Annotated in this window: 30 protein-coding genes and 3 pseudogenes; 17 read left to right on the forward strand and 16 right to left on the reverse strand. The window is 57.5% G+C overall.

Translation table 11 applies throughout. The features are described 5' to 3' along the window. Positions 1 to 16: 16 nt before the first annotated feature. Entirely contained in the window at positions 17 to 595 is a 579-nt protein-coding gene (locus VI25_RS13300; RefSeq protein WP_045687694.1) for a hypothetical protein, read from the reverse strand. Next, the gene (gpmI, locus tag VI25_RS13305; RefSeq protein ID WP_045687693.1) at positions 588 to 2,135 is read right to left on the reverse strand and encodes a 2,3-bisphosphoglycerate-independent phosphoglycerate mutase; all 1,548 of its coding nucleotides are present in this window, start codon (positions 2,133 to 2,135) and stop codon (positions 588 to 590) included. The genes VI25_RS13300 and gpmI overlap by 8 nt, the downstream gene beginning before the upstream one ends. A gap of 144 nt (positions 2,136 to 2,279) precedes the next feature. On the opposite strand from gpmI, the gene VI25_RS13310 reads away from it, so the two are divergent. From VI25_RS13310 to VI25_RS13335, 6 genes are all read left to right on the forward strand, one after another. Continuing rightward, positions 2,280 to 2,678 carry a DUF4783 domain-containing protein gene (locus tag VI25_RS13310; RefSeq protein ID WP_045687692.1) on the forward strand — a complete coding sequence of 133 codons (399 nt, stop codon included), beginning with the start codon at positions 2,280 to 2,282 and terminating at the stop codon, positions 2,676 to 2,678. 222 nt (positions 2,679 to 2,900) lie between these two features. Continuing rightward, complete coding sequence (gene nadC / locus VI25_RS13315; protein ID WP_045687691.1) at positions 2,901 to 3,761, forward strand: carboxylating nicotinate-nucleotide diphosphorylase; 861 nt, start codon at positions 2,901 to 2,903, stop codon at positions 3,759 to 3,761. A gap of 115 nt (positions 3,762 to 3,876) precedes the next feature. Then, on the forward strand, positions 3,877 to 4,503 hold the full coding sequence (locus VI25_RS13320; RefSeq protein ID WP_052695049.1) for a hypothetical protein: 627 nt from the start codon (positions 3,877 to 3,879) through the stop codon (positions 4,501 to 4,503). A 62-nt stretch (positions 4,504 to 4,565) separates the two neighbouring features. Then, a complete protein-coding gene (locus tag VI25_RS13325; RefSeq protein WP_045687690.1) occupies positions 4,566 to 4,925 on the forward strand; it encodes a hypothetical protein in 360 nt (119 codons plus the stop codon). A gap of 3 nt (positions 4,926 to 4,928) precedes the next feature. Continuing rightward, the gene (locus VI25_RS25630; protein ID WP_045687689.1) at positions 4,929 to 5,195 is read left to right on the forward strand and encodes a heavy metal-binding domain-containing protein; all 267 of its coding nucleotides are present in this window, start codon (positions 4,929 to 4,931) and stop codon (positions 5,193 to 5,195) included. 197 nt (positions 5,196 to 5,392) lie between these two features. Beyond that, a complete protein-coding gene (locus VI25_RS13335; protein ID WP_045687688.1) occupies positions 5,393 to 6,124 on the forward strand; it encodes a ZIP family metal transporter in 732 nt (243 codons plus the stop codon). Here the strand turns inward: VI25_RS13335 and VI25_RS13340 are convergent. The 5 genes from VI25_RS13340 to VI25_RS13355 all read right to left on the reverse strand — a co-directional run bounded on the left by VI25_RS13340 (position 6,049) and on the right by VI25_RS13355 (position 10,853). After that, positions 6,049 to 7,602: a hypothetical protein gene (locus tag VI25_RS13340; RefSeq protein ID WP_055562566.1), complete on the reverse strand. Its 1,554-nt coding sequence runs from the start codon at positions 7,600 to 7,602 to the stop codon at positions 6,049 to 6,051. The genes VI25_RS13335 and VI25_RS13340 overlap by 76 nt on opposite strands. Before the next feature lie 138 nt (positions 7,603 to 7,740). Beyond that, positions 7,741 to 7,884: a hypothetical protein gene (locus VI25_RS25200; protein ID WP_161806943.1), complete on the reverse strand. Its 144-nt coding sequence runs from the start codon at positions 7,882 to 7,884 to the stop codon at positions 7,741 to 7,743. An 8-nt stretch (positions 7,885 to 7,892) separates the two neighbouring features. Next, a complete protein-coding gene (locus VI25_RS28530; RefSeq protein WP_052695048.1) occupies positions 7,893 to 9,320 on the reverse strand; it encodes a thrombospondin type 3 repeat-containing protein in 1,428 nt (475 codons plus the stop codon). A gap of 184 nt (positions 9,321 to 9,504) precedes the next feature. Beyond that, positions 9,505 to 9,837, reverse strand: coding sequence for a chaperone modulator CbpM (locus tag VI25_RS13350; protein WP_045687686.1), 333 nt, complete (start codon positions 9,835 to 9,837; stop codon positions 9,505 to 9,507). 80 nt (positions 9,838 to 9,917) lie between these two features. Beyond that, the gene (locus VI25_RS13355; RefSeq protein WP_045687685.1) at positions 9,918 to 10,853 is read right to left on the reverse strand and encodes a DnaJ C-terminal domain-containing protein; all 936 of its coding nucleotides are present in this window, start codon (positions 10,851 to 10,853) and stop codon (positions 9,918 to 9,920) included. 276 nt (positions 10,854 to 11,129) lie between these two features. Between VI25_RS13355 and VI25_RS13360 the strand changes: the two genes are divergently transcribed. Beyond that, a complete protein-coding gene (locus tag VI25_RS13360) occupies positions 11,130 to 11,507 on the forward strand; it encodes a DUF6799 domain-containing protein (protein ID WP_045687684.1) in 378 nt (125 codons plus the stop codon). A 91-nt stretch (positions 11,508 to 11,598) separates the two neighbouring features. On the opposite strand, the gene VI25_RS13365 is transcribed toward VI25_RS13360, so the two are convergent. The 3 genes from VI25_RS13365 to VI25_RS13375 are packed head-to-tail and all read right to left on the reverse strand — an operon-like array spanning position 11,599 to position 13,079. Continuing rightward, positions 11,599 to 11,799 carry a hypothetical protein gene (locus VI25_RS13365; RefSeq protein WP_045687683.1) on the reverse strand — a complete coding sequence of 67 codons (201 nt, stop codon included), beginning with the start codon at positions 11,797 to 11,799 and terminating at the stop codon, positions 11,599 to 11,601. Positions 11,800 to 11,843: 44 nt separating this feature from the next. Beyond that, positions 11,844 to 12,239 (reverse strand): septal ring lytic transglycosylase RlpA family protein, encoded by a 396-nt coding sequence (locus VI25_RS13370; protein ID WP_045687682.1) that lies wholly within the window; start codon positions 12,237 to 12,239, stop codon positions 11,844 to 11,846. Positions 12,240 to 12,251: 12 nt separating this feature from the next. Next, a complete protein-coding gene (locus VI25_RS13375; RefSeq protein WP_161806944.1) occupies positions 12,252 to 13,079 on the reverse strand; it encodes a glycoside hydrolase family 25 protein in 828 nt (275 codons plus the stop codon). 120 nt (positions 13,080 to 13,199) lie between these two features. Here VI25_RS13375 and VI25_RS13380 point away from each other — a divergent pair, with 120 nt between their 5' ends. Both VI25_RS13380 and VI25_RS13385 read left to right on the forward strand, forming a co-directional pair. Beyond that, positions 13,200 to 13,472, forward strand: coding sequence for a VF530 family DNA-binding protein (locus VI25_RS13380; protein WP_045687681.1), 273 nt, complete (start codon positions 13,200 to 13,202; stop codon positions 13,470 to 13,472). Positions 13,473 to 13,520: 48 nt separating this feature from the next. Continuing rightward, on the forward strand, positions 13,521 to 13,844 hold the full coding sequence (locus tag VI25_RS13385) for a hypothetical protein (protein ID WP_045687680.1): 324 nt from the start codon (positions 13,521 to 13,523) through the stop codon (positions 13,842 to 13,844). Positions 13,845 to 13,949: 105 nt separating this feature from the next. On the opposite strand, the gene VI25_RS13390 is transcribed toward VI25_RS13385, so the two are convergent. Then, on the reverse strand, positions 13,950 to 14,333 hold the full coding sequence (locus tag VI25_RS13390) for an Hsp20/alpha crystallin family protein (RefSeq protein ID WP_045687679.1): 384 nt from the start codon (positions 14,331 to 14,333) through the stop codon (positions 13,950 to 13,952). 219 nt (positions 14,334 to 14,552) lie between these two features. Here VI25_RS13390 and VI25_RS13395 point away from each other — a divergent pair, with 219 nt between their 5' ends. Both VI25_RS13395 and VI25_RS13400 read left to right on the forward strand, forming a co-directional pair. Next, positions 14,553 to 15,176: a hypothetical protein gene (locus VI25_RS13395; RefSeq protein ID WP_152981614.1), complete on the forward strand. Its 624-nt coding sequence runs from the start codon at positions 14,553 to 14,555 to the stop codon at positions 15,174 to 15,176. A gap of 212 nt (positions 15,177 to 15,388) precedes the next feature. After that, complete coding sequence (locus VI25_RS13400) at positions 15,389 to 16,156, forward strand: PPK2 family polyphosphate kinase (RefSeq protein WP_045687678.1); 768 nt, start codon at positions 15,389 to 15,391, stop codon at positions 16,154 to 16,156. A 3-nt stretch (positions 16,157 to 16,159) separates the two neighbouring features. Here VI25_RS13400 and VI25_RS13405 read toward each other — a convergent pair whose 3' ends face one another. After that, entirely contained in the window at positions 16,160 to 16,711 is a 552-nt protein-coding gene (locus VI25_RS13405; protein ID WP_045687677.1) for a GNAT family N-acetyltransferase, read from the reverse strand. Between the two features lie 220 nt (positions 16,712 to 16,931). On the opposite strand from VI25_RS13405, the gene VI25_RS13415 reads away from it, so the two are divergent. From VI25_RS13415 to VI25_RS25895, 4 genes and pseudogenes are all read left to right on the forward strand, one after another. Continuing rightward, positions 16,932 to 17,438: a phosphoheptose isomerase gene (locus VI25_RS13415; RefSeq protein WP_045687676.1), complete on the forward strand. Its 507-nt coding sequence runs from the start codon at positions 16,932 to 16,934 to the stop codon at positions 17,436 to 17,438. Positions 17,439 to 17,559: 121 nt separating this feature from the next. After that, entirely contained in the window at positions 17,560 to 17,973 is a 414-nt protein-coding gene (locus tag VI25_RS13420) for a hypothetical protein (protein ID WP_045687675.1), read from the forward strand. Between the two features lie 486 nt (positions 17,974 to 18,459). Further along, positions 18,460 to 19,418 (forward strand): annotated as a pseudogene (locus VI25_RS26955) (chloride channel protein). 50 nt (positions 19,419 to 19,468) lie between these two features. After that, complete coding sequence (locus tag VI25_RS25895; RefSeq protein ID WP_201783302.1) at positions 19,469 to 20,047, forward strand: CBS domain-containing protein; 579 nt, start codon at positions 19,469 to 19,471, stop codon at positions 20,045 to 20,047. Positions 20,048 to 20,152: 105 nt separating this feature from the next. Here VI25_RS25895 and VI25_RS13430 read toward each other — a convergent pair whose 3' ends face one another. The 4 genes from VI25_RS13430 to VI25_RS13445 form a co-directional block, all read right to left on the reverse strand. Then, entirely contained in the window at positions 20,153 to 20,404 is a 252-nt protein-coding gene (locus VI25_RS13430; RefSeq protein ID WP_052695482.1) for an acyl carrier protein, read from the reverse strand. A gap of 51 nt (positions 20,405 to 20,455) precedes the next feature. Next, positions 20,456 to 21,028, reverse strand: a complete 573-nt coding sequence (locus VI25_RS13435; protein WP_082455537.1) for an efflux RND transporter periplasmic adaptor subunit — start codon at positions 21,026 to 21,028, stop codon at positions 20,456 to 20,458. 144 nt (positions 21,029 to 21,172) lie between these two features. Next, a complete protein-coding gene (locus VI25_RS13440) occupies positions 21,173 to 21,622 on the reverse strand; it encodes an RrF2 family transcriptional regulator (RefSeq protein WP_045689972.1) in 450 nt (149 codons plus the stop codon). Positions 21,623 to 21,759: 137 nt separating this feature from the next. Next, a complete protein-coding gene (locus VI25_RS13445; protein WP_045689971.1) occupies positions 21,760 to 22,614 on the reverse strand; it encodes a pirin family protein in 855 nt (284 codons plus the stop codon). 492 nt (positions 22,615 to 23,106) lie between these two features. On the opposite strand from VI25_RS13445, the pseudogene namA reads away from it, so the two are divergent. Then, positions 23,107 to 24,182, forward strand: a pseudogene (gene namA, locus VI25_RS13450) (NADPH dehydrogenase NamA). A 177-nt stretch (positions 24,183 to 24,359) separates the two neighbouring features. Further along, positions 24,360 to 24,976 (forward strand): annotated as a pseudogene (locus tag VI25_RS13455) (M13 family metallopeptidase N-terminal domain-containing protein); the annotation flags it as partial.

Genomic DNA, 24,976 nt, shown 5'->3' on the forward strand with positions numbered 1-24,976 from the left:
ACCTGAGGTTCTCGACTTACAGCACCCGCGTCCGTACGGAATAGCGCACGGAGTCAAATAGAACAAGCTTCTGCACACCGGTCACTTCGTAGCTCGTTATTTGGCCTTGGGTGCAGGACAAACGGAGCTTTTTCTCCGAGTAAAACAGGGCATTATCCTGCTTTATAATGGCCGTAAGCTCTTGCACCTGGTTCGTGCCGTTGGCTGCGTTAATCGTCAGCGACTCTACGGTACCCTCCACGCCAGGTTTGCGCGCGTAGCGCTGCACACCCCCAGCGGAATAAGCTGAGGGTGTTATTGTGTATGCATTGCGTAGGGCCGGCTTGTTGATGTCGGCCTGGTAAAAGATCTGTAGTTCCTTGCTCCAATCAGTTTGGGCAACGCGCGTGGTTTCTAGCTGCCCGTTGCGCAACTCCACTTGTTTATCTACTGCCGGCTTGCGCTGATTAAGCAATGCTACTTGCTGGTCTAGGAAGCCCTTGACATCGAAGTAGCCGGGTTTGCGGTTTGCTGGGTTCAGGCGCACGGTGGTATCCTCGCCCGGCCCACAAGCCCCGAGTAGCAGCAAGCTAACTAGTAGCCAAGAGCTACGCATTCGGTGTGCTTTCGGGACGCAGCAGGCTCTGACCACCCATCACCTCTGGTTGGGGTAAGCCCATCAACTGAAGAACGGTAGGCGCAATGTCCCCGAGCTTACCATCGGCCAAGGTGCCACGGTAGTCGTTGTCAGCCAAGATGCAGGGCACCAAGTTGGTAGTATGGGCCGTGTTGGGCGAGCCGTCGGGGTTGACCATCATGTCCGCATTGCCATGGTCGGCAATGATGATGCACGAGTAGTTGCTAGCCAGGGCCGTTTCTACTACATCCTTGGCGCATGCATCTACCGCCTCGGCTGCTTTCACCGCCGCCTCGAACACGCCAGTATGACCTACCATGTCGGTGTTGGCAAAGTTAAGCACCACAAAGTCTGCCGACTTGGCTTGTAGTTCCGGTACCAATGCATCGCGTAGCTCATAGGCACTCATCTCCGGCTGTAAGTCGTAGGTGGCCACCTTTGGCGAGTTGCGCATGATGCGCTTCTCACCGTCGAACTCCGCCTCGCGGCCTCCTGAGAAGAAGAAGGTAACGTGCGGATACTTTTCCGTTTCGGCAATCCGAATTTGGGTTTTGCCATTTGCTTCCAGCACGGCACCTAAAGTATTCTCCAGGTTGTCTTTCTCGAAGATTGGCGTGACGCCCGTAAACGTGGCGTCGTAGTTGGTCATAGTGAGGTAGTGCAGATTGAGCCGGTGCATTTCATAGGCATGAAAGTCCTGCTGGGTCAGCGCCTGTGTTATCTCCCGGCCGCGGTCGGTGCGGAAGTTGAAGCAAATAACCACGTCACCCTCCTGAATAGTAGCCAGGGGCTGCCCGTCGGCTCCTACCTTAATGATAGGCTTCAAGAACTCGTCGGTAACTCCCTCCTTATAGGAGTCGAGCATACTTTGGATCAGGTTCTGGGAAGGCGTACCCTTACCGTTCACCAGCAGGTCGTACGCCAGCTTCACCCGCTCCCAGCGGTTGTCGCGGTCCATAGCGTAGTAACGGCCAACTAGCGTAGCAATTTTGCCGCTAGCCCCGCGCTGCAAGTGTTGCTCCAGGTCGTTTACGTAGTTCACGCCGCCTTTGGGGTCGGTGTCGCGGCCGTCGGTGAAGGCGTGAATAAATACCTTGTGCACCTCCTGGTCGTGGGCAATGGTGCACAGAGCTTTCAGGTGCTCAATATGAGAGTGCACGCCACCGTCGGAGAGTAGACCCATCAGGTGCACCGGCTTCTGGTTAGCGCGTGCATATTCCAGCGCTTTCTGTAGGGCGGGCATAGCTGCCAGCTTACGCTCCCGGATAGATTTGTTGATGCGGACAAGGTCTTGGTATACCACGCGGCCAGCCCCAATATTCATGTGGCCCACCTCAGAATTACCCATTTGCCCATCGGGCAATCCTACGGCCTCGCCGGAGGCTTGCAACTTGCTATGCGCAAAACGCTGAAACAACGAGTCGACATAAGGCGTACGCGCTTGGTCAATGGCCGATACTTCTTTGTTCTGCGCCAGTCCCCAGCCGTCCAGAATTACCAACAATACCTGTTTGTTCATGGTGCAAAGATATACGGGTGCCGCCTAAACGCGCGCATTTTCCCTAACTTAGCCCTGGAGTAGTGGACTTGGCGGGAAAATACTTGTACTACTATATGATTGGCATAGTTTTCGCAAACTGCATGACGAATTCTCTACTCTAGCATGAAACGCACTTTTTTCCTGGTATTCGTCCTGTTCTGGAGTCTCCTGTTGTCAGTAGGTGTCCAGGCCCAGGGGGAAGCCTTCGCCCCTATTCGCAATGCCATCAGGGGTAGCTCCTCACACGAACTAGCTGAGTACTTCGCTCCTACGGTAGAGCTCAGCTTCGACGGAGACAAGCAAAGCTATAGCTCTACGCAGGCCGAGTTTGTCATGAAAGACTTCTTCGCTAAGAATAGCCCCGCTTCCTTTGATTTTATCCATTACGGGGGAAGCAATGAGGGTACCCCGTATGCAGTAGGTAAGTACGCTGGCAAAAATGGTACTTACCGCATGTTTGTCAAGATGAAATCAGTTAGTGGTGCTCTTAAGATTGGCACAATCGATTTCTCGAAGGAATAAATTCCCTACTCTTCTCTCTCCCGACGCGCCGCAGATCTTTCTGCGGCGCGTTTTTTATGTCTATATCCTAGCCTGCATCCCACACGAGGGGTTTTACTCGCCTTAAGGAGGGTAGGCATTCACAAAGACCTAGTAGTGGGCTGGCAGTGTGTAACTTCCGGTAAGTAGAATGAGGTAAGAGGGTAGGGCCGGGAATCGGGCTGTTTTTGCTATTTTTGCGCCGTGCAAACCCCATCTTACCTTACGCCGGAAGCTCTTTCTACTTTCATCCGCACGGCTCTAGCCGAGGACGTGGGTGATGGCGACCATTCAGCCCAGGCCGCCATACCCGCTGAAGCCCGCAACCGAGCCCACCTGCTGGTGAAAGATGCCGGCGTGTTGGCCGGCGTAGAACTAGCTCACCTCATCTTCCGAGAGGTAGACCCGGAACTTCAAGTAGAGCAGCTTCTGGCTGATGGAGCCCGCGTTCAGTACGGCGACATTGCCTTTACGGTAGAAGGACGCTCTCGCAGCATTCTGACCGCCGAGCGCCTTGTGCTCAACTGCATGCAGCGCATGAGTGGTATTGCTACGCACACAGCCCACCTCACTACTTTGCTGAGCGGTACCAAGGCCCGGCTGCTGGATACGCGCAAAACCACGCCTAACTTCCGGCTCTGCGAGAAGTGGGCCGTGCTGATTGGTGGAGGTGTAAATCACCGCTACGGGTTGTTCGACATGATTATTCTGAAGGATAACCACGTCGACTACGCTGGCGGCATTCGGCAGGCGGTGAAAGCCACGCAGGCCTACTTGGCCAGCACCGGCCGTCAGTTGCCCATTGAAGTAGAAACCCGCACCCTGGCTGAAGTACAGGAGGCGCTGGAAGTGGGCGGCATCAGCCGAATCATGCTCGATAATATGGCCCCGCCCATGCTGCGTGAAGCAGTAGCTTTGGTAGCCGGTCGCCTGCCGCTTGAGGCGAGCGGGGGTATTACGGAAGAAATCATTGCAGACGTTGCGGCAACCGGGGTAGACTTCATTTCGGTGGGGGCGCTTACGCACTCTACCAAGAGCCTCGACATGAGTTTAAAAGCATACTAACTTTTCTAGTGAATTGAATGTAGCCGAAGAGGTAGCACACGTGGTGTAACTACGTGCGGGTAGCTGGCCTACCGCTGTCATAATCGGCTCGTTCCACGTGTTTTCCATATCACCCATGCAACTTCCCAACCAACGCGGCAACTACCGACAACAAGCGCAGCCGCAGGGACCCTCGCCGCTGGCTATTGTCACCAAAAAGCACCAGCTCGATACCGACACGTACACGCGCATTGCCATGGGCCGGGTGTGGCGCAAGGAGTGGTGGTACGCAGTTATTCCGTTCGTGCTGGGCTTGCTGCCAGTACTTATTTGGCCCTCATGGTGGTGGCTGGCCTCGGCGTTTATTCTGACGCTGCTGTACGTGCTGCTACGTTCAGCTCAGATTACTGGAGCCACCCAGATGGAGCAAAGCAAGCCGCTGTTTGAAAAGCTCAACTATGAGTTCGACAATAAGCAAATTGTGCTGCGCCGCAACGAGCGGGAAGGCATGCGCCTAACCTGGGATATGATTGGTAGCGTGCAGCGTGAAGACGGGGGCTACCTCCTCAACCTGAAAGGCCCCGACGAACTGCCCGAAGACATCAAAGGCTGGCGCCGCTGGGCTGCCAAGACGTTCGAAACGCCCATCTTTGTGCAAGTGCCCGACCGGATTTTTAAAGGCGGCAACGACCAAAAACTGTTCGAGGCCATGCTGCGCCGCAAGAACTTGCTGCCTGCTTTGCCTACCCAACCCGCCGCGTAAGCCAACTTTCGGTCTGCGCTTTTCGTCATTCAACTAACTACGTAGCTCATTCTTCTTTTCTCATGACTAAGCAACTCGTGCTTTCTGCCCTAGCTCTGGCCACGCTCGCCCTGAACGCGTGCAGCACCGAACCTTCTGACTGGCGCCCTGACAAAAAAGTATCGGTAGATATGGTAGCTCCCGGCTCCCGCTCATCCGACAACTTTGACCAGCACACGGAGCATGAAGCCGACCAAGCAAAAGGTGGCGCTATTGAGCGTCCCATCAGCTCGGAAGTGACTTTGGATGAGCCTAATGCGAAAGAGAAAATTTCGGCTGATGCGGCTCGCACGGCTAACTCCGAAGAAGCATCGCGCACCAATCACCCAGCGGCTCCTCAGACCGTGCAAAACGCTGGTACCAAAGGCGAGGATCAGGAGTAGTATATGGCCCTAGCATTGTGGAAAACCGCTGCGGTAGTGGTGGGCCTGGCCATAGCTAGCACGCTAACGGGCTGCGAGCAGAAATCCGCCGGCCAAGCAGCTACTACCGCTCCCGCTGGTACTACCGAAACTCCGGTGCTGGCTGCCGCGTACAGCTGCCCTATGGGTTGCGAAGGCAGCGCCAGCAGCAAGCCTGGCAAGTGCCCGGTATGCGGAATGGAGCTGGAAGCCAACCCCGCCGCCAAAGCTGCTCCTTCAGATTCACTTTGATTTGAGTAGAAAGGCGCCTACTTTTGCAGCATTGTTGCAAAAGTAGGCGCCTGTTTTGTGGCCATACTACTGCGAAAGGGCGTGCAAACGCCCTTTTTACTATTTCAGGGTGCTGTATGAGTAGCGCTTAGGAAATGCGGCTGGGTTAGTACTAGTCGCCAACTAGGCTGGCTACTCAATTATTGTTTCTCCAACCTATGTGGTTTGCCGTTTTTGCTTTGTTTGGTACCGTGCTGGGCGCCGGTTGGCTAACCCGCTTTGTGCCGACGGCTCGCACCACGTGGATGAAGCCACTACTGGCTTTTAGTGGCGCTTATCTGTTTACCCTCACCATCACGCATCTGCTACCCGAGGCCTTGCAAATGCTGCCGGGGCATCGGGTTGGGTACTTTGTGCTGGCTGGTTTCTTTGGGCAGCTGTTGCTGGAGGTATTTTCGCAGGGCGTGGAGCATGGGCACGTGCATCACCATACGGAACATGCTGGGCGAGTGCCATTTCTGCTCTTGTTTTCACTAGTGCTACACTCTTTCTTGGAGGGTAGTATACTGGTGAAAACGCCGGCTGCAGGCGATGTAAGCCAGAACTTCTACGCTATTCTGGCCGGAGTAGCCCTGCATCACATTCCGGCGGCGTTTGCCCTGATGGCCGCTTTGCTACTACGCCTAGGGACGTTCAGCCGGGCCATGCCCTACCTGTTAGTATTTGCGGCCGCGGGCCCGGCTGGTATCATCATCAGCAACTACGTAGTGCTGGAAGACTTATTGCAGCACGGGCTGTACGCAGCTTTGCTGGGCTTAGTAGCTGGCAATTTCCTGCATGTATCTACTACCATCTTGTTCGAAACCAGTCCCGATCATAGCCTGAACGTGCGCAAAGTAGCGGCTACTGTGGCGGGCATGGTGCTGGCTTTGGCCGTAGACTGGATGTAAGCAATGATCAGGCTGCTACCAGCCGGTGCCTGGTAGTAGAGCTTCTTACCCTTCGTAATGCGCCAGTGGGCTAGTAGCTGGGCGTTGCTTTCTGATTGGGAGGGCTCGGTAAGCTGCTCAAAGGCCATGACGGTGCAGGAGGTGCCAAGCTTAACAACTGGTTCCGATGATTGAGCGAGCTGCTGCAGGGCTAGTCGCTCGCAGTCGTTGTTATCGGTGGAAGCAATGCGGGGCTTGTCAACCGCCATGTAGATAGCAGCGCATACACCTAGGGCCGCCAGATACCAGCGCAGGGTCTTGCCGGCAAGGTGATGTACCACATACCAACTGGAAATGCCGTAGCAGTACACCATGCCTAGTATGATGGGCAGTATGGAGTCGCGGCGTAGAATGAGCGGGCGGTAGTTGCGGTACCCTCCCAAAGGCAGCAGCAGCACATAGACTAGCGCGAACAGCCCCAGCCATTGTATGCCGCGCGTAATCCGCTCCGTGGTGGGCGTGAACGGCAATAGGCGGCGCAATACGTAGCGGTTGAGCAGAAGCAAGGCTATGAGCAATGGCAGGCCCAGCTTCACGGTAAGCTGTTTGTATACTCCTTGGGGCAACAGGCGGTACCGCTCGAAGAGAGGCAAGGTGTGCGTATAGCTTTCGGCCTCATAGCGCCCTAAGTATAGCGAGTAGAGGCACAGCACCGCGAAAAATCCGAGCAAAAGAACAGGCTTTGCTGGCACGGTACGCAGCCTGCTTACCCAGTAGCTAGCTAACCAGGGCTGCCTGGTAGCACGCCACTGCTGCCCTACCCAATGCACCCCAATGCCGAGGAATAGCACCGATGCCGCCGCTACCACTATGGGCCCATTGAAGGCCAGCACCACGGCTAGCCCCATAAAGGCTAGCATCGCAAGCCAGGATAAGCGCAGTGGCTGACCGAAATAAGCGGCCTGGTAGAATGGCAAGAAGAACAGCAGCAGCAACGCCAGCGGAAAAGCGTAGAAGAAAACGTAGGATACCGAGTGGTCGATGATGCCCATTTGCATTTGGTACCCGCTGGCTTGAAACAGGGGCGCTACCAAGGCCGCGCCCAACCACAGGCAGTAGCTGCTTAGCCGGTACGTGCCTCCAATGTAAACTCCTAGCAAGTAAAATAAGAGTGCCTGCACCGCTGTTTTAAACAAAGCGCAGGCCGCGTACACGCTGCTAATGGGGTCGGTGACCTGTTGTAGCCACAACGGCACGTGCCGGAAGTACAAGTGCATGGCCAAATGGGCGAAGAAGCGGTTAGGTGCAATGTAAACTTCGTGCCGGGAGAAGGCCGCCCACCCAAATGGGTCCTGGAGTACTTGGCGACACAGTTCGCTGGGCAGGGCTATAACGGCAAGGTCGCCATCGAGGGGCATCTGGTAGTACTGAAGGTAGGAATACCCTAGGTCGAGTAGCACTACTGCTACCAGCAGCCAATACGTAACGGTTTTCAGCATCCCGGCAAGATACATAGCCTCCCTCCACACATCCGAATGAGGTAGCATACTCCCACTATTGGCGAAATGGCACAACAAAAAAGCGCCCCGCTCACATGAGCGGGGCGCTTTGCAGTAGGGGCTTAGCTTAGAGCCGGATTACCTCCGACGGGGAGCAGCCTTCCGAACCGGAGCTTTCTTAGCGGGCGCCGCCTTGGCTGGGGCCGCAGCAGGAGCCGCCGGAATTTCCGGGGCCGGACCGTACTTGGTTTCTGCGGGGTTGGGGTCACCGGGCAGGTACACGTCAAACTCTACGCGGCGGTTGAGGGCACGACCAGCTCCGTGGTGTTTGGTGCAATGGGCTTGCTCTCACCGTAGCCATGTGATACAATGCGGTCGGCTGGGATACCCTTGCGCAGCATGTAGGCACGGGCCGAAGCAGCACGCTCATCCGACAGGCGCAGGTTGTAATCATCGTTGCCAACATTATCAGCGTGGGCCGAGATACCCAGGAAGTAGTCTGGGTAATCGTTCAGGATTTGTACCAGGCCATCAAGGGTCGGGAACGAAATGGGCTTCAGCGTAGCCTTGTTGAACTCGAACTGAATGTACTTGGTAGCTTCCTGGAGGCGCTTCTTCTCCTCAATCTTCATCTCGGGGCAGCCTTTGTTAGAAGCCGGACCCGGACGGTTCGGGCAACGGTCTTGGTAGTCAGGCACGCCATCACCGTCGGTATCTACGGGGCAGCCGCTGGCATCTACCTTCACGCCGCCAGGTGTGTTGGGGCACTTATCGTTCTGGTCAATTACACCATCGTTGTCGGCATCGGGGCAGCCTTGCAGCTCGGCTTTGCCGGGCGTGTCGGGGCACTTGTCCTCGCTGTCGCGGATGCCGTCACCATCACGATCGGGGCAACCTTCTAGGTTGGCCAGACCTTTCTCGGTGGGGCACTTATCTTGATAATCTGGAACACCGTCGCCATCGCCATCAAGGGGGCAGCCATTGGCGTCCACGGCTACGCCAGCTGGCGTGCCGGGGCACTTGTCCTTGCGGTCGGGTACACCATCGTTATCCTCATCCTTTACTTTGCCAAGAGCCACGTTCAGGCCCACGGTGTGCTGCAAGAACTTATCGTCCCACTTGTTGTCGTCGCGGGTTTGCACTCCATCAATGTTGGCGTTCAGCGGAATGTGCTGGCCAGTTTGCACGAACAAGCTTACGGCGTCGCCGAGGCGGAAGCTTAAGCCAGCGGCCCCAAACAGATCGAAGTAGCTCTTGTCCTGGTCGGTGTTGTTGGTCTGGTTGTTCCGGAAAATGGTTCCTTCACGGCTCGTGTACGTCCAGCCGGGAGCGGCCAGCAGGTAAGGGCGAATGAAAGACTCTTCTTTCAGCAGCTTGAATTTCAAGCCCAGGTTTACGTTCACTACGTTGGTAGCAAAGTTGCTGCCGTAGTAGGGGTTGCCAGCCGGGGCCGTCTTCTTGAACTCCACATAATTACCACTCAACTGCAAGTCGAGCCCTTTGGAAAGGTACTGGCTGATGGTAATGCCAGGGGCGTACTTGTTTTCGCTCCAGTTCCAGTAGTCAGAGCCAAAGTTGCCCTTGTACTGCATGGCACTAACGTTGATACCAATAGCTGTTTTGCGGTCAGCAGTCTGGGCGTGAGAGGCGAGTGGGGCTAACGCCCAAGCCGACACCCCCAGCGCTAACGCTTTTGATAGGGGAATGCGTGGAAGCATATATGATGGAAAAAAGGTGGCAGATAGAAGGCCCGGAGGCTGGTATGGGAGGTTATACCTGCTCTGAGGGGAAAAGTTGTACCAAGCAAAGTCAACTTGACTTTCAGACAGGAGCTAGTCTGGAGTAGCCAGCATTGTTGCGCAAGCTTAACAGTAGTAATTTGCTCTGGTAACGCCCTGTTCGTTATTGCAGGTCGGCATCAAGCAAGGGGGCCGAGCCGCGTAAAAAAAGCTCTAGTTGACGCACGCGGGCGTGCTGCTGGCGCAGCTCCTGCTGCAACTGCACCAAGCGCCGACGCATGTCCAGTACCACGCCTAGGCTGTCCTTGCTCAGGGCCAATTCGTGGTGGAGACGGGCCAAGCGAACCAAATGGTCGGGCTCTTCCTGCAGGGCATTAGGCGTGTCGGTAGAAGCTTGCAGCAGGCCCATATCCACGAACTCCCGTACGTCGGTTTCGCTGAGACCGTAAGTGGTAGCACACTCCCGAAAAGTGATGGTGATACTATGCATTTCCATAGAAGCTAGTCGGTTTTCGTAGCAGATGGGGTTGCTTGGGCCGATGAAACCAGGCAGGTCATTGGAGGCGCTGTAAGCGTCTACTCACGCAGGGCGGCAAGCTGGCGGAACAATTCCTTTTCCTGGTCGGTGAGTTGCTGGGGCAGTGTCAGGGCCAGCCGCAGGTATAGGTCGCCAAACTGACCCTCCTTGCGGTACACGGGAAATCCCTTACCACGCAAGCGCAGCCGAGTGCCGTTCTGCGTTTCCGGCTTGATGTTAATTTTTACCGGCCCGGATAAGGTTTCCACTACCTGCTCGCCGCCCAGCAGGGCCTTATAGATGCTAATGGGCACATCCAGTGTGAGGTCTTGCCCAGTGCGCGTGTAGCGGGCGTCGGGGGTAATGCGCAGAGTGATGTAGAGGGAGCCGGCCGGTCCGCCATTGCGGCCCGGCCCGCCTTGGTCGCGCAGCCGAATGGTTTGCCCGTCATCTACCCCCGGATGAATGGTTACGCGGAGCTTTTTATCGTTGATGGTGAGGGTGCGCGGGCCACCCTGGTAGGCGTCCTCCAAGGTAAGTTCCAATTCCGCCTGGTAGTCTTGGCCAGGCCGGGGGCGGGCGCCGCCTTGGCCACCGCCCATGCCCCCAAACATGGAGCTGAAAAAGTCCGAAAAATCGGCGCCTCCAAATGGGTCGTCGCCGGTGCTGCCGCCAAACCCGCCGTAGCCCTGGCCGCCTCCCTGAGCATATTGCGACCAGTCGAAGCCGCCGCCAGCGCCACCGCGGCTAGCGCCGCCAGCTTGCTGGTAGCGTTGCCAATCGGCACCCAACTGGTCGTACTTCTGGCGCTTCTCGTCGTCGCTCAGTACTTCGTGCGCTTCGTTTACTTCCTTGAACTTGCGCTCCGCCTCGGGGTCGTTAGGGTTGACGTCGGGGTGATATTGACGAGCCAGCTTCCGAAATTGCTTGCGGATCTGGTCCTTCGTAGCCGATTTGTCGAGCTCCAGGATTTTGTAGTAGTCTTTGTAGTCCACGCTGTTAAGCAAAAAGCAGAACAATACAGGCACCATTGCCCTAGCCAGCCTGCGCGCCTGGGTGGGGCGACCCAGTTCCGGCCAGAGGCAACGCTAGAGTGCCATCTGCTTTTGAAACGAACCACACCTGATTGAGGTTGCTGCCGCATACCGTCGGCATAAGTTTGGCCGGCTGTTTGTACTTTAGACCACTAGCTGTCCAGCTATACCTCTCTCACATTCCTTAGTACTTGTACGTATGAAACAATCCCCTATCCTGGCCGTGGCGGCGCTGCTATGCTTGGCACGCTCAGCGCTCAGGCGCAAACCAAATTACCTGCTCGCAAGCCCGTTCAGCCCAAGCAAAAAGTAGTAGTGAAGGGCGCTACCATGAAGGATGGCTTCCTGATGCAAGATGGCAAGGTGATGATGACGCGCGACGCGCACACCGAAACCTTAACCACCGAAACTACGCTGGTGAACGGCACCAAAATCAGCCCCACTGGCACCGTTACCATGACGGATGGCACCAGTGCTACCCTACAAAACGGTGACTACGTATCCTTAACTGGGCGCATGACTACTGCTGCTTATAAAGCACAGCAAGACAGCCTGATGCAAGTGGCCAAGGACGGTGGCAAAGGCAAGACAAAGATTAAGAAGAAAGGCAAGTAGCACCCTCACTTGCACCCGAGTTATACACAAAAGCCGGCTACAGCCGGGCCTTTTGTGTAGGGAAGAATTGCGCGCGGGGAAACGCGAAGCGCTACCGCCGCTGCGTGTAGTCGTCGAGAATAAGCGTGACTTCAGCGTCGTCGCGCGCTTCTACCAACTCGTCAATTACAAACTGGACTTCCGCGTCCGTCCAGCCCTGGGCTTCGGCTGCTTTCACGAAAGCGCCCAGGCGCACAAACCGGTCGGCGGTGGTGGGAGGCGGTGTCCACTGAAGTTTTTTGCGGATACGCATAGGGATGTCGGGAGTAGGAAAGGAAACGAGACTACACGTGGGGCTTAGTGAGGCTTGCGCACCACTTTGAGTTGCACGGGAGCCACTCCCGCGTCGAGGATGCCAATTTTACGGGCGGCACGCTTAGAAAGGTCAATCACCCGGCCCTTGGCGTGGGGTCCCCGATCAGTAACCGTGACTTTTACGGAGCGGTGGTTGCGCGGATTCGTTACGCGCACTACCGTACCAAAAGGCAGCGTATTGTGGGCCGCCGTGCGCTTGCTAGGGCGATACACCGAGCCACTGGCTGTTTTCCGACCCTTGAACTTGTCGGCGTAGTACGATGCTTTGCCCGATTGGGTAAAGGCCCCGCTACCCGACCCCGCGCAGGCTACTAGCACAACGGCGGGTAGGCACAACGCAGCGCGGCGTAGGTGGCAGAATACGGAAGGAAGTTGCATAGGCCAAGAGGCTTAGTTGGAGGTCGGAGGCTGAGCGGGGGCCGGAATGCGGAGTGCCAGCAGCCGCTCAAAGTTGCCCTGAAACACGTTGAAATCTACCGTGCCCCGGATGCCGGGCACGTAGGCTTCGTCTGAGTGCTGCCAAATAATCCACTTCTCGCGCGGAAGGCGGGGCTGGTCTACCTCATAGTGCGCCAGCCACAGCGGGTACTTATCGAAGTGGCCGGCGAGGTAGCGGCGGTAGAAGCTGTAGTTGGAGTAGAGAATGGGCCGCACGCCGTAGTGCCGCTCAACCAGGCGGAGCCAGGTAGCTACTCCCCGCCGCATTTGCGCTACATCGTGAAACTTGGCGTGCTCTACATCCAGCACCGGCGGCAAATCACCGGGGCGCAGGGGAACGATATCCGTAAACAGGTTTGCCTGACGCGTGGGGTTGGAGTTTGGCTGAAAGTAATGGTAGGCGCCCCGGTAAATGCCGGCTGCGCGGGCTCCCTCCCAGTTGCGCTGGAAGCGCGAGTCGCGCAGCGTAACACCCTCCGAGGCCTTGATGAAAGCGAAGCGCACACGGTGCTCGGCTACTTCGCGCCAGTCGATGCGCCCCTGGTAGGCCGATACGTCAATACCGTGCACCGAGTAGCCTTCCAGCAGGGGTGTTTTTTCGCGGCCCGTGAGGTGGTTAGCGCGCCAGCCCGCGTAGGCACGCCGGGCGTAGCGGTTGATCTGCCGACGGTAGTGGCCGTAGAATATGAGCAGGCCTAGCACCAGCAGCAACCCAACAAGCAGTAGGGCCTGGCGCCGGATAGCGCCGCGACGAACGGTGGAGCGAGGAGGTGTGTTCATGAGCGTAGGCATGCCAAAGGTAACGCCCCAATGTATTCTTCTGGTGCCCATGGAAGCGCATCAATCGGTAAAAACCAGCCTTTTTCCGACCTTCGTACTGTTTTTAGCTCCTGCTTTGCCATGCCTGACTACGCCAACCTACCTGATGCCCGCGACGAATCTGGTCACCTTATTCGTGAGCTACACGGCATCACCCTCGCGCAAATTCTGGAGTATCTGGTGGCCCACTACGGCTGGCCCGAGCTAGATCGTCGCATCCGCATCAACTGCTTTGCCGTGAATCCGAGCATCAAGTCTAGCCTAACGTTTCTGCGGCGCACGCCCTGGGCCCGTGAGAAAGTAGAGGAACTCTACATTCGTACGCGCACCGCCGAGGTACTTGCCAAAAAGTAAGGCTGCCATTCACATTTCATTGTCTTTACTTCTCTAGCTCCCCACCTCATGGCCGATGTTTCGCAAAAATCTGGGGGTGGGGCGCTGCTGCTGGGGTTTGGACTATTTGTGCTGTTTGAAACTGGAGCCTACTACTTGCTGCGGTTTGCCACCTCTGGCTTAGGTATGACCAACCAATTTCAGCCCGAAAACACCATAGTAAGCAATTGGGTAAAAACGGTGGTATTTCTGCTGCTGCACCTCACGCTGGTAGTAGTAGCCGTGTTAGTGCTCAGTAATCGAATGCCCCGTCGCTACCGCGGGCAGCTAATGGGGTGGTTCTACCTGTCTTTGCTGGCGGGCTTCGTGCTACTGTGGCCCCTGTTCGATTAGGCCACATTCAGAAACGTAAGGGCATAAAAAAGCCACTACCTGGGTAGTGGCTGGTGAGACATGGTGCCGGTCGGTCCCGGCGTTATGAGCAGCTGAGCAGATTGCTTAGCGCTGCTTGATGTCAATTTCGCGCTGCTGGGCCTCCGTGTTGCGGAAGGGAATGCGCACATGCAGCTCGTTATTCTCAAACACTGCGTCGATGCGGTTCTGGTCCAGGTTGGCGGGTAGTGCCAGGGTGCGCGTAAACAGGGGAGCTACTAGCTTATCTTCAGGAGTATGGCGGTAGTCGGCATACACCGTCAGGTGGTTGTTGTTGAGCACTACGTGAAAGTTCTTGGGGTTTACCGATGGAATGGTTATCCGCACAATCACGCCCTTCTCGCGCTCGTCTACCCGCATCACTGGCTGAGCAATCCCGCCGCCCAAAGTATTGAGCAGATTGAGTTGCGGAGCGATGTTGTGAATGAAGTCCTTGCTGATAAGATTCATGAGTTGGTTCCTCTCTATGTGGTGAATGGGGTATTGCAAACCACGTACCACCCTGCCCTATGCGCTTTCAAGACGATATTTCGGTCAAAATGTCGCTTACGCCTGCCGTTATGCTTGTTTTTAAGACATTATGGCCGAATGCGGGCTGCGGTAGTTGTCCTCCGGGCCGACTCTTTGGCGAATGCTGCGTATACCAAGGGCTGTACCAACGCCAACCTTATGCTGCCCCAACACTTTACAACCGCTCGTACTGCTCGTTATATCAGCCTAGGTGAACCGGGCCCTGCCGTGCAACACATTTGGTTTTGCCTGCACGGGGAGGGTCAGTTGCTCAGCGACTTCGCCGCCCAGCTAGTCAACCTAGACACGCCGGAGCGCCTACTTATTTTGCCAGAAGGCTTATCTCGGTTTGGCTTACCCGCCGCCGACAGTGCCCCCACCGAAACAACCGCCGCTGCATGGTTTTCGCCAGAAACGCTGGAGATAGATATGGATGATCTAACGGCCTATCTAGATTCGTTGGCCGCTCAGGTTCTTCCCGCTTGCCCAGCCGGCACCCCGGTAACGGTATTAGGCTACGGCCAAGGTGCCGCCGCCGCTTGTCGGTGGCTGGCCGCCGGCAACACCCACTACGACAAGCTCTTACTGTACGCTTCCGTATTTCCGCCCGAAATAGACCGTCGGGCCACCTTGGAGGCATTACCTATTCAGCCCGTAGTAGTTCTGACTACCACCACCGACATTTTCACGCCCGAAGTGAGCGGCGAAGGGCTGGTGCACGACTTCCAGGAAGCTGGACATTCAGCCAACTGCGCTACGTATCAGGTGACGGGCTGCGGCTAGCTGCACTGGGCGCCAGCGCCGAAATTCCCGCTACGGATGAAGGCACTCCGCCACCCACTACCCCGCAAGAAAGCTAGGGCATCCAGTACGGGCGGTTTCTTACTTAGCGCGCCATGTAAAAGAGGGAAAGCAGAAGTAGCAGGAAACCAGCTCTGAGTAGCCATGGCAAGCGTAGGCGCGTACAGAATAACTGAACCTTACCTATCCCTACTATGCCGCGCTCTACTCCCGACCTCACCAAACTTGCCACCCGGGCCCCGGGCAGCTTGCACAAAGAAGCCACCCTACGCGAGCTTAAGCGCATTAAGCAGGAACTGATTGAGTTGCAAGACCGGCTCTATGCCGAAAACCGACGTAGTGTGCTCGTGGTGCTTCAGGGCATGGATGCTAGTGGTAAAGACGGACTTATCCGACGGGTGTTCAGCGGCATAAATCCGCAGGGTGTGCGCGTTCATTCTTTTAAGGAACCCACTAAACTGGAGCTAGCCCACGATTTTTTGTGGCGCGTGCACCAGCAGGTGCCACCCCGTGGAATGCTCCACGTCTTCAACCGCTCACATTACGAAGACGTGCTGATTACCCGGGTAGCGGGACTCATCCCAGCGGAAGAAGCACATCGGCGGTTTACAGCCATCAATGCCTTCGAGAAGCTGCTGCAACAAGCCGGCACTACGGTGCTCAAATGCTACCTGCACGTATCGGAGGAGGAGCAGCGCAAGCGCCTGGAAGAACGCGTAACCGATGCGGCCAAACAGTGGAAATACGAAGCCGGCGACGAAGAAAAAGCCCGGCAGTGGCCCGCGTACCGCACCGTGTACGAAGACGTATTTGAGCACTGTAGCCCCGCTAGCTGCCCCTGGCATATTGTGCCCGCCGACCAGAACTGGTATAAAGCCTACGAGGTAGCTCGCCTGCTACGCGACGCCCTTGTGGCAATGAACCCCCAATACCCTAGCAATAAGACTGAGCGCCCCAAGTAGCTGCTACGCCGGTAGCGCTGGCGTAATGTCGCGCTCATAGTGGATGTACTCCGCATCGGGGGTAGGCAACAGAGTAAAGCCATTGTGGGTAAGTACGCGCTGGGCCGCTGCGTTATCAGAAGTGGTACGCGCGGTGAGGCGGCGCACCATACCCGTTTGGGCGGCATGAGCTACAAGGCCAGCGGTTAGCTCGGTGCCTATGCCCCGCCCGCGCCAATCGTCGGCTACGGAGAAGCCAATTTCGGCGCTGACGTTTGCATCGGGGGGGCCGTGGAAGCCGCCGGTAGCTACCAGAGTGTTCTGGGCAACCTCCGCGCCCGCCTTTAGAATAGCATACCAGCCGTACCAGCCCGCAGCATCGCGCCCGCCTGCCGTCAGCTGCTCCAAGAAGTAGCGCATGGCTTTCTCGTCATAGTCGCCCGGGGGCCAGTGGGCCGGCATGGTTGCGCCCAGCAAAATGGGGAAGTAGCGAGGCTTGGTAAGCTCAGCGGTAAGAAGTGCCCGGCTAGCCGCCAGCAGCGTCATACGGGGTGTATAGGCAATTAAAGGAATCATAGCTCAGCGAGAAAAAGAAAACCTAGGTGCATACGCAAAGAAGAAACCCAGGGTGAAGGTTGCAAACTGGAGCATTGCCGCGGGGTTTATTCGGGTGGCATAGTGTAGCGTACGGCGCTTATCCATAATTTGAGCCCGCAACCAGGACCGTTGGTTGCGCAGATGTTTGTTGTGTCCCTGCACCTGGCAGCCCTGCTGCCTTCTCCTTCCCACCTTTCCCATGAAAACCGATAACGCCTCCAAAGACGCTCTTTTTCAGGAAGTAGCCGCCACCTTGCAGCAGCAGGGCTTCACAGTAGCCACGGTAGATGCCACGCGCCCCTGGGGCGGGTTTTTCGTTATCCAAGAAGATCAGGCTCAGCAGTTTGCCGACACATATTTCGACGGTATCTCCATTGAGCAGCTTAAAATTTCCGGTAAGCTGAGCCCCAAAATGCTGCTAGTGGCTCCGCAAGCGCGCCTATCGTGGCAGTACCACCACCGCCGCGCCGAAATTTGGCGCGTGGTGCAGGGTCCCGTGGGCGTGGCTACCAGCCCCACCGACGAGCAGGGCGAAGTGCTATCATACGCTCCTGGTCAGCTTATCACGCTGCAACAGGGTGAGCGGCACCGCCTGGTAGGCCTTGACGGCTGGGGAGTAGTAGCCGAAATCTGGCAGCACACCGACGCTACCCAGCCATCCGACGAAAACGATATCGTGCGCGTGCAGGACGATTTCGGCCGGTAGGGGCCTTAGCTCCTGCCCAACACTCCGTTAGGGGAGCGAGGGTAGGGCTAGTACCACAAAACGGGTAGTAGCCCGGCCTCTTGGCTGGGCTACTACTTACGTGAGCTTTTGTCATGCTGCTATGTTGCCGGTTACTCCCGACTATTTTACGCTTTCGTACCGCCCGGAGGAGGATGTGCTGGTAGCCCGCTGGATGCGCCCTGTTTCGCTGGAAGAAATGTGTGAGGGCTACTTGCTCCTGCGCGAAGCTGCTACCACCTGCCGCTGCCGGCAGTGGCTTATTGATGCGCGCCGCCGCTACAACACTCACCGCGAAGGAGCCCACTGGATGCTGACCGAGTTCTTGCCTACTCTATACCCGCGGCTGGGCGGCCGTACGCGGTTGGCCTACGTGCTAGCCCCCGTGCTGATGCGCGATGCGGAGGCCGATGCGGCCTTTCCTCCCGCTAGTTACTTCGACGACAAGCCATTTGCCGGTGCTCAGTTTACCGATGAGCGAGCCGCTTTGGAATGGCTGCAGCAGGGCCGCGCTTAGGCTCACTAGTAACCAGCGGAAGCAATATTCACAGAAAGCTCATGAACTCTGGCCTACCTTTGTGGCGTATAGTATACTGTATACTGCCCTGCCTGCCCATATGAGTTGCAGCTGGTTGCCCGATTAACTACTTCCGACATAGTGCCGGTGAGCGGGCCGCGGGGCCCATTGTGCCGCCCTATGATTCCTACTTCTGCTGCTACTGGCATTCCGGTGGCCCCTTCCCTCACTCCTACCCTAGAAGCCGCCGACATGCGGCCCAGCACCAGCCCCGATAAAAAGCGGCTGCTCTACCTCAGTACCCTGGCAGTACTGGTGGGCATTGTAATCAGCGACGTAGCCAAGCTTTTGGTAATGCTGATTCACTTCGTCACGAACCTTGCCTTCTTCGGGCAAGTGTCGCTAGAAAACCGGAGCCCCGCCGATAATACCTTGGGGCTGTGGGTTATTTTGGTTCCGGTAGTGGGCGGACTAATTATTGGGCTGATGGCCTTGTACGGGGCCCGCGGCATCCGGGGGCACGGCATTCCAGAGGCTATGGAACAAGTACTCACCAACCAAAGCCGCATCCGGCCCATCATTACCGTGCTTAAGCCGCTGTCGGCTGCTATTTCAATTGGTACGGGTGGCCCCTTTGGTACTGAGGGACCTATTATTGCTACGGGCGGGGCCTTCGCTTCCAACGTGGGGCAGCTGCTGCGCATCACGCATACGGAACGCAAGATTCTGCTGGCTGCCGGCGCTACTGCGGGTATGACGGCCGTATTCGGTACGCCCTTGGCTGGTATCTTCTTGGCTATTGAGCTGCTGCTCTTTGAGTTTTCGCCCCGTTCTCTTATTCCAGTGGCACTAGCTTGTCTCACAGGTTCGGCGGGCCACCATTTGCTGTTTGAAGCCGGTCCTGAGTTTGCCATGCCCGCCGTGGCGGCCCCTAGTAATACGGCCCTGGCGGCGTATAGCGCCATTGGCCTGGTAGTAGGTCTGTTGGCAGTGGGCATTACGAAAAGCCTGCACTGGCTGGAGGAAGCGTTTGCCCGCTTGCCGCTACCCTGGGTATTTCACCCTGCCTGGGTGGTTTGGCAGTTGGGATATGCGGCTACTTCGCTCCGCGCGTGCTGGGCGTGGGCTATGAGAATATCACTTGGTTGCTGTCGGGCTCCTGGCCGCTGCTGGCAGTGCTCCTGCTGGGCACCTTAAAGCTCGTGGCGTGGTCGTTGTCGCTGGGAAGTGGTACCTCAGGTGGTACGCTAGCACCCCTGCTGACCGTTGGGGCCGCTGCCGGCGCACTGCTGGGGGGCTTGCTGGTGCAGGTAGTGCCCGAAGCTGGCATTGCCCTGCCGCTGGCAGCCCTGGTAGGAATGTCGGCCCTGTTCGCCGGGGCCTCCCGGGCACTACTCACCTCGGTCATTTTTGGTATTGAGCTGACGGGGCAGCCATATGCCTAGTGGCCTTGCTGGGTGCCTGCACAGCAGCCTACGTGGTATCATACTTCCTCATGAACCACACCATCATGACCGAAAATATGGCCCGTCGTGGGGTGCACACGCCCTACTCCTACGAGCCCGACGCGCTGGAAAAGCTAACGGTAGCGCAAGTGCTTCGTCCGGGTGGGCTCACCCTCAGCGCCGAAAACACCCTGGCCGAAGTGCGCGAGTGGCTGGCCCAGCAGGCTGCCAAGGAGGTGCCCACGCACTTTATTGTGGTAGATGCCGAAGGGCAGTTCCAAGGGTTGTTGAGCTTTATGGAACTGTACGCCCACCACCCCGACGTGACGGTGCCAGTGCATACGCTCATTCGGCAGCATCCGGCGCCCGTACTGGCCACAGACTCCTTGCGAAAGGCGGTAAGCTGCATGGCCCGCGCCAATGTAGATGTACTGCCCGTGGTAGAAACTCACAACCCGCTTGTAGTAACGGGCGTGCTATCCTACCACGAAGTGCTGCGGGCTTACCGCTCCCACCTCAACGACGACGAAGAACGCCGGGCTAGCATTTCTCTCCGCCACCGGAGTATTCGCATTCTGCTACGTGGGCAGCAGCTACTGCACGTGCAAAAAGCGCGCAGTCGCCAGTAACCCTAGGGCCCCTACACAAGAAAGCCCGGCTATTGCGTAATAGCCGGGCTTTCTTGTGTAGGGGAGCTTTCAGCGTCAGTGGAAGAGGTGTGTTGGGTGCTTAGATTACACCGAGTAATCGGCCGTAAGGTGGGCGTCTACGCAGTTGAGCACATCCTGCACCGTGCGTAGGCGCTCTAGCTCGGGGTCAGGAATTTCAATGTGGAAGCGGTATTCCAAGTTGATAGCCAGCTCTACCAAGTCAATGGAATCGAGGCCAATATCTTCCTGCAAGCGAGTTTTGGGCGTAAAAATCAGGTTGGCGTGGCGCTTGCGGCGTAGCATGCGCTCCACTTGATGACGGACTAGCTGTTCCATATGAACTGTAGGGCAGCGGGAGAGTGAGAAAAACAAAAAAGAGAAACGGGCCTACTCAACGCTAGTGAGGAGCAGCGTGGTATCTGCCGCCGTACCAGGCTGGTAGGTAAGCACTGCGGCGTGGGCCTGTAGGTAGTCGCCGGGGGCTACTGGGCGCGTCGTGATGAGGCCGTCTTCGGGAGCCGTCACGAACACGAAAGTAAGCGCCTGAGGAGCCTGAGCCAATTGGAGACGAAGCGCCTGAATTTTCTGGTGGGCCGCCGCCACGGCCGCTGCGGAAGCTGCCGGCTGCTGAGCTAGTAGAGCCGCGTGGGCGCGCTGCTGTTGAGCCAGCAGGCCCTGTAGGCGCTGTTGTTCCAGGGTGTGGAGAGGCTGTGCCAGCTTAGCCAGCATATCGCCTTTGCGTACGCGCTGCCCGGGAGCTACGTACACTTCCCACACGCGCCCAGCCTGAGCTGCCTCCACGGGGCGGCCGGGTAGTACCACCCGCGGGCCGGGCGGGGTAAGCGAATCGGGAAGGGTGGCGGCCGAAAGGGTAGGGGTGGCCGGTGCCAGCCAGCATGGTAGGGCACAACTGCCTACCGCTACCAGTAGTACTAGCACCATTCCAAGTAATTTTTTCATCACAAGCACAGCAGAAGTTCTCCGTTGGAGGTCAGGCGAGGCCGACGCGGCCAGGGGCACAGCGGAGGAATTAAATAAGGCGAAACGGCCAGAGAATCAGATAGTAACCAATTTGGTTACATTTATTGGGAAATAAAAAGCGGCTTAGCCGCTGGCGTGTGGGCACTGCTGAGGTACGCGCTGGGCCAACTCTTCCATTACTTGATGCACCGACACGGCTGCCAGGGCCGTGCGCATGGCTTCAATGGCGGGCCCGAATAGGCCTTCCAACGTTTGTTGCATCACGCGGCCCAGGTCACAATGCGAGCTGGGGTTGGTGCTACCCACCAGAAACAAGTCGGGCTCCGATTCTTGCACTGCCCGAAATACATCGAGTAGGGAAATCTCGGTAGCAGGCCGGGCTAGCAATGTGCCGCCTCCTGCCCCGCGCTGACTCTGTACCAGGCCCGCTTCGCGCAGGGTGCTCATCAGGCGGCGTACTACCACGGGGTGAGTGCCGGCACTGCTCGCCAATACCTCCGACGATACTGGCTGCCCCTGGGAATGCCCTAGGTAAGCTAGAATGTGGGTGGCAACGGCAAAACGAGTGTTCATGCGGGATAGGTAACAGAATTGGTTACAAATGTACGCAAAAGAAAAACAGATTGTACACAACCTGTTTTTCTTTTGACGATAGCCACACGTCCCTAGGCTAAGTAAGGGGCTTAGTAGGGTGTGTCCAGTAGCTGTTGTTATGCTTCCCAGCTACCGAAAGTGCCTGCTTGGTAGTCTTGGTACGCTTGGCGAATTTCCTGCTCGGTGTTCATCACGAAGGGGCCATACGCCACAATGGGCTCCTGGAAGGGTAGAGCATGGCCCAGCAGCACCACGGCGTCGCTGGGAGCTTCAATGTGCAGGTCGTTGCCGTCGTAGTTAAACTCCACCAAATGGCGGGCTTCGGTTTCCACCCCATTTACCAGCACGCGGCCTCGAATGGTGTAGAAAAAAATGGTGTGCTCCTTGGGAATGGAAAGCGCAAGCTTGCCGCCGGCCAGAAAGTCAATGGTAGCCAGCTGAATATCAGCTAGGGGCTGTACGGCCCCAGCCGTACCCGCCCAGTTGCCCGACACGGCGTGGATGGTAACGCGGCCTTCGTCTTGGGTTACCACGGGAATCTCGGGCTCCTGAAGGCCGGTATAGCGCGGCTCCACCATTTTGTCTTTGGCTGGCAGATTTACCCACAGTTGTAAGATTTCCAAGGGGCCACCCGTGCGCTTAAAATCAGGCGACGAAATTTCGGCGTGAATCAGGCCCCGGCCAGCTGTCATCCACTGAATGCCACCCGGCCCGATAATGCTTTGGTGGCCGCCGGTATCCTGGTGCATAATATCACCATCCAGAATAAACGTGACGGTTTCAAAGCCCCGGTGCGGGTGCGGACCGAAGGGAAGGCCATTGTTGTGCGGCGGGTATACCTGGGGACCGTGGTGGTTAAGAAACAAAAACGGGTCGAGGTGCTCAACTGACTGCGTGGGCAAGGCACGGTACGTAACCAGGTCGGCAATGGGGGCGCTCAGGGCGCGGTGCTGCTGCTTGATGGTGCGCATATAGGAGAGGGGATAAGAGAAAGTAGCTGACTAGTACCTGAAACCGCACGACATGTTTGGGCAGCCGGCAGGTTTTGTACGGCTCGCGCAACTACTTCGCTGTGCGCGTGATTCTTATGCGTATATCGCGCCACTGTAATCTGTGTGAGGTATGATACGCACGCTCCTTCTCGTTCTGGCCTTATTGGGTAGGGCCGCCGGTACTGTGCTGGCGCAGGGTGCTACCCCACTGCCCGCGGCCACTACCGTACGGCTACTACCGCCCCAACCAGTGAGCTGCCGAGCAGGCCCCGCGAACGGCCCAAATACCCCAAGCCCACCACACTGGATACCAACGAGGTAAAGCTTCGGATTGACCCCAGGAGGCCTATTCCGGCGCCCACGCGGCCGGTTCCCAAGCCCCGAGCTGTGTCTCGGCAGTAGCGGGCGGCCGAAAACCCTGGCCTACTAAACTAGGTTATTCACTTCTGCATCGAATAATCTTCTTTAGTTATGGCTCAGCTTTTCACGCCGTTCACCCTGCGCGGCATCACGTTTAAAAATCGCCTGGTTGTGTCGCCGATGTGCCAATACAGCGCCGAGGATGGCTTCACCAACGACTGGCATTTCGTGCACCTGGCTCCCGGGCCGTAGGGGGCGCTAGTCTCATCATTCTGGAAGCCACTGCCGTATCTCCGGAGGGGCGCATCACTCCCGACGACATTGGCATCTGGAAGGAGGAGCACGTGCCGGGCCTCCGTCGCATTGCCGATTTCCTGAAAGAGCACGCCTGCGTGCCCGGTATTCAGCTGGCTCACGCTGGCCGCAAAGCCAGCCATGCTAGCCCTTGGAAAGGTGGCGAGGTAGTGCCTGCAACCGAAGGCGGTTGGGAAACCGTAGCGCCCAGTGCAGTACCCTTCACCGAGGCCGAGCCCGCTCCCCAAGAACTGTCGTTGGCGGGCGTGCAGCAGGTCGTTGACGACTTCCGCGCGGCGGCACAACGAACCTTGGACGCTGGCTTTGAGGTGATTGAGTTGCACGGTGCCCACGGCTACCTCCTGCACGAGTTCCTGTCGCCACTCAGCAACAAGCGCCAAGACCAGTATGGAGGCTCCTTTGAAAACCGCATTCGGCTGCTGGTGGAAGTAGTGGAGGCTACCCGCACTGTGTGGCCAGAGCACCTTCCCTTGTTCGTGCGCATTTCGGCCACCGACTGGACTGAGGGCGGCTGGACGGCGGAGGAATCGGTAGCCCTAGCTACTATTCTCAAAGACAAGGGTGTTGACCTGATTGACTGCTCTACTGGTGGCAACGTGCCAGCCGCCCAAATTCCGGTTGGCCCCAGCTACCAAGTGCCGTTTGCCGAGCAAGTGAAACGTGAAACGGGCCTCCCCACCGGCGCCGTAGGCCTCATCACTAGTCCCGAGCAGGCCGAGGAAATTGTGGCTTCTGGCCAAGCCGATTTGGTGCTGCTGGCCCGCGAGTCGCTCCGTGACCCCTATTTCCCGCTGCGCGCTGCGCATAAGCTGGGCGCCGACGTAGCCTGGCCCGACCAGTATGAGCGCGCTAAGCCCCGCAAACATCATTAACAGGAAGGACCAAAACCAAGGTCTCGTACCTTAATTTTGCCTACTACATACCCAAGCCGCTTCCCTAATTGGGGAGCGGCTTTTTTGTGCGAAACCTGTTCCTGCTGATGCCGTTGGCGCAACCCTTGCGCGCGCGTGCGCGACCTTGCATCTGGATTTCAGACTGTATTTTCCTGCATGAATCACTTTTCTGCATCGCGCCCGGCTGCCGCGGCTTCCCTACTACTGGCGCTGGCTGGCTGCGCCACCACCAAACCAACCGTTCCTGCGGCATCTGCGCCAGCGGCTACCCCGGCAACGCTAGCCGTAGCGTCCTCTACCGGCGGGCGCAGCATCAATCCGCAGGATGTTGACCGTTCCGTGTCGCCCTGCGAGGACTTCTTTCAGTTCTCGGGTGGCAACTGGTTGAAAAACAACCCAGTGCCGGCTTATGCCTCTAGCTGGGGCCCACGCAACCTGCTCGGCGACCGGACCCAGGCCACGCTGAAAAAGATACTAGAAGAAGCCGCAGCTACTACTTCGGCGCCCAAGGGCAGCAACATGCAGAAGGTGGGCGACTTCTACGCCTCGGGTATGGACTCGGTAGGCCTCGAAAAGGCGGGCCTGAAGTACCTGCAGCCCGAGCTGGCGCGCATTGCCGCCATCAAAGACCTGAAAACCTTGCAAACCGAGCTGGCTCGTCAGCAGACCCTCGGCACGGGAGCTTTCTTCCGTGCCGGCGTGGGCCCCGACCGCAAGCAGAGCACGGTGTACGCCGTCAATTTCAGCCAGGGTGGCCTGGGCATGCCCGACCG

The sequence above is a fragment of the Hymenobacter sp. AT01-02 genome, from assembly GCF_000961955.2.
GTDB lineage: Bacteria > Bacteroidota > Bacteroidia > Cytophagales > Hymenobacteraceae > Hymenobacter > Hymenobacter mucosus.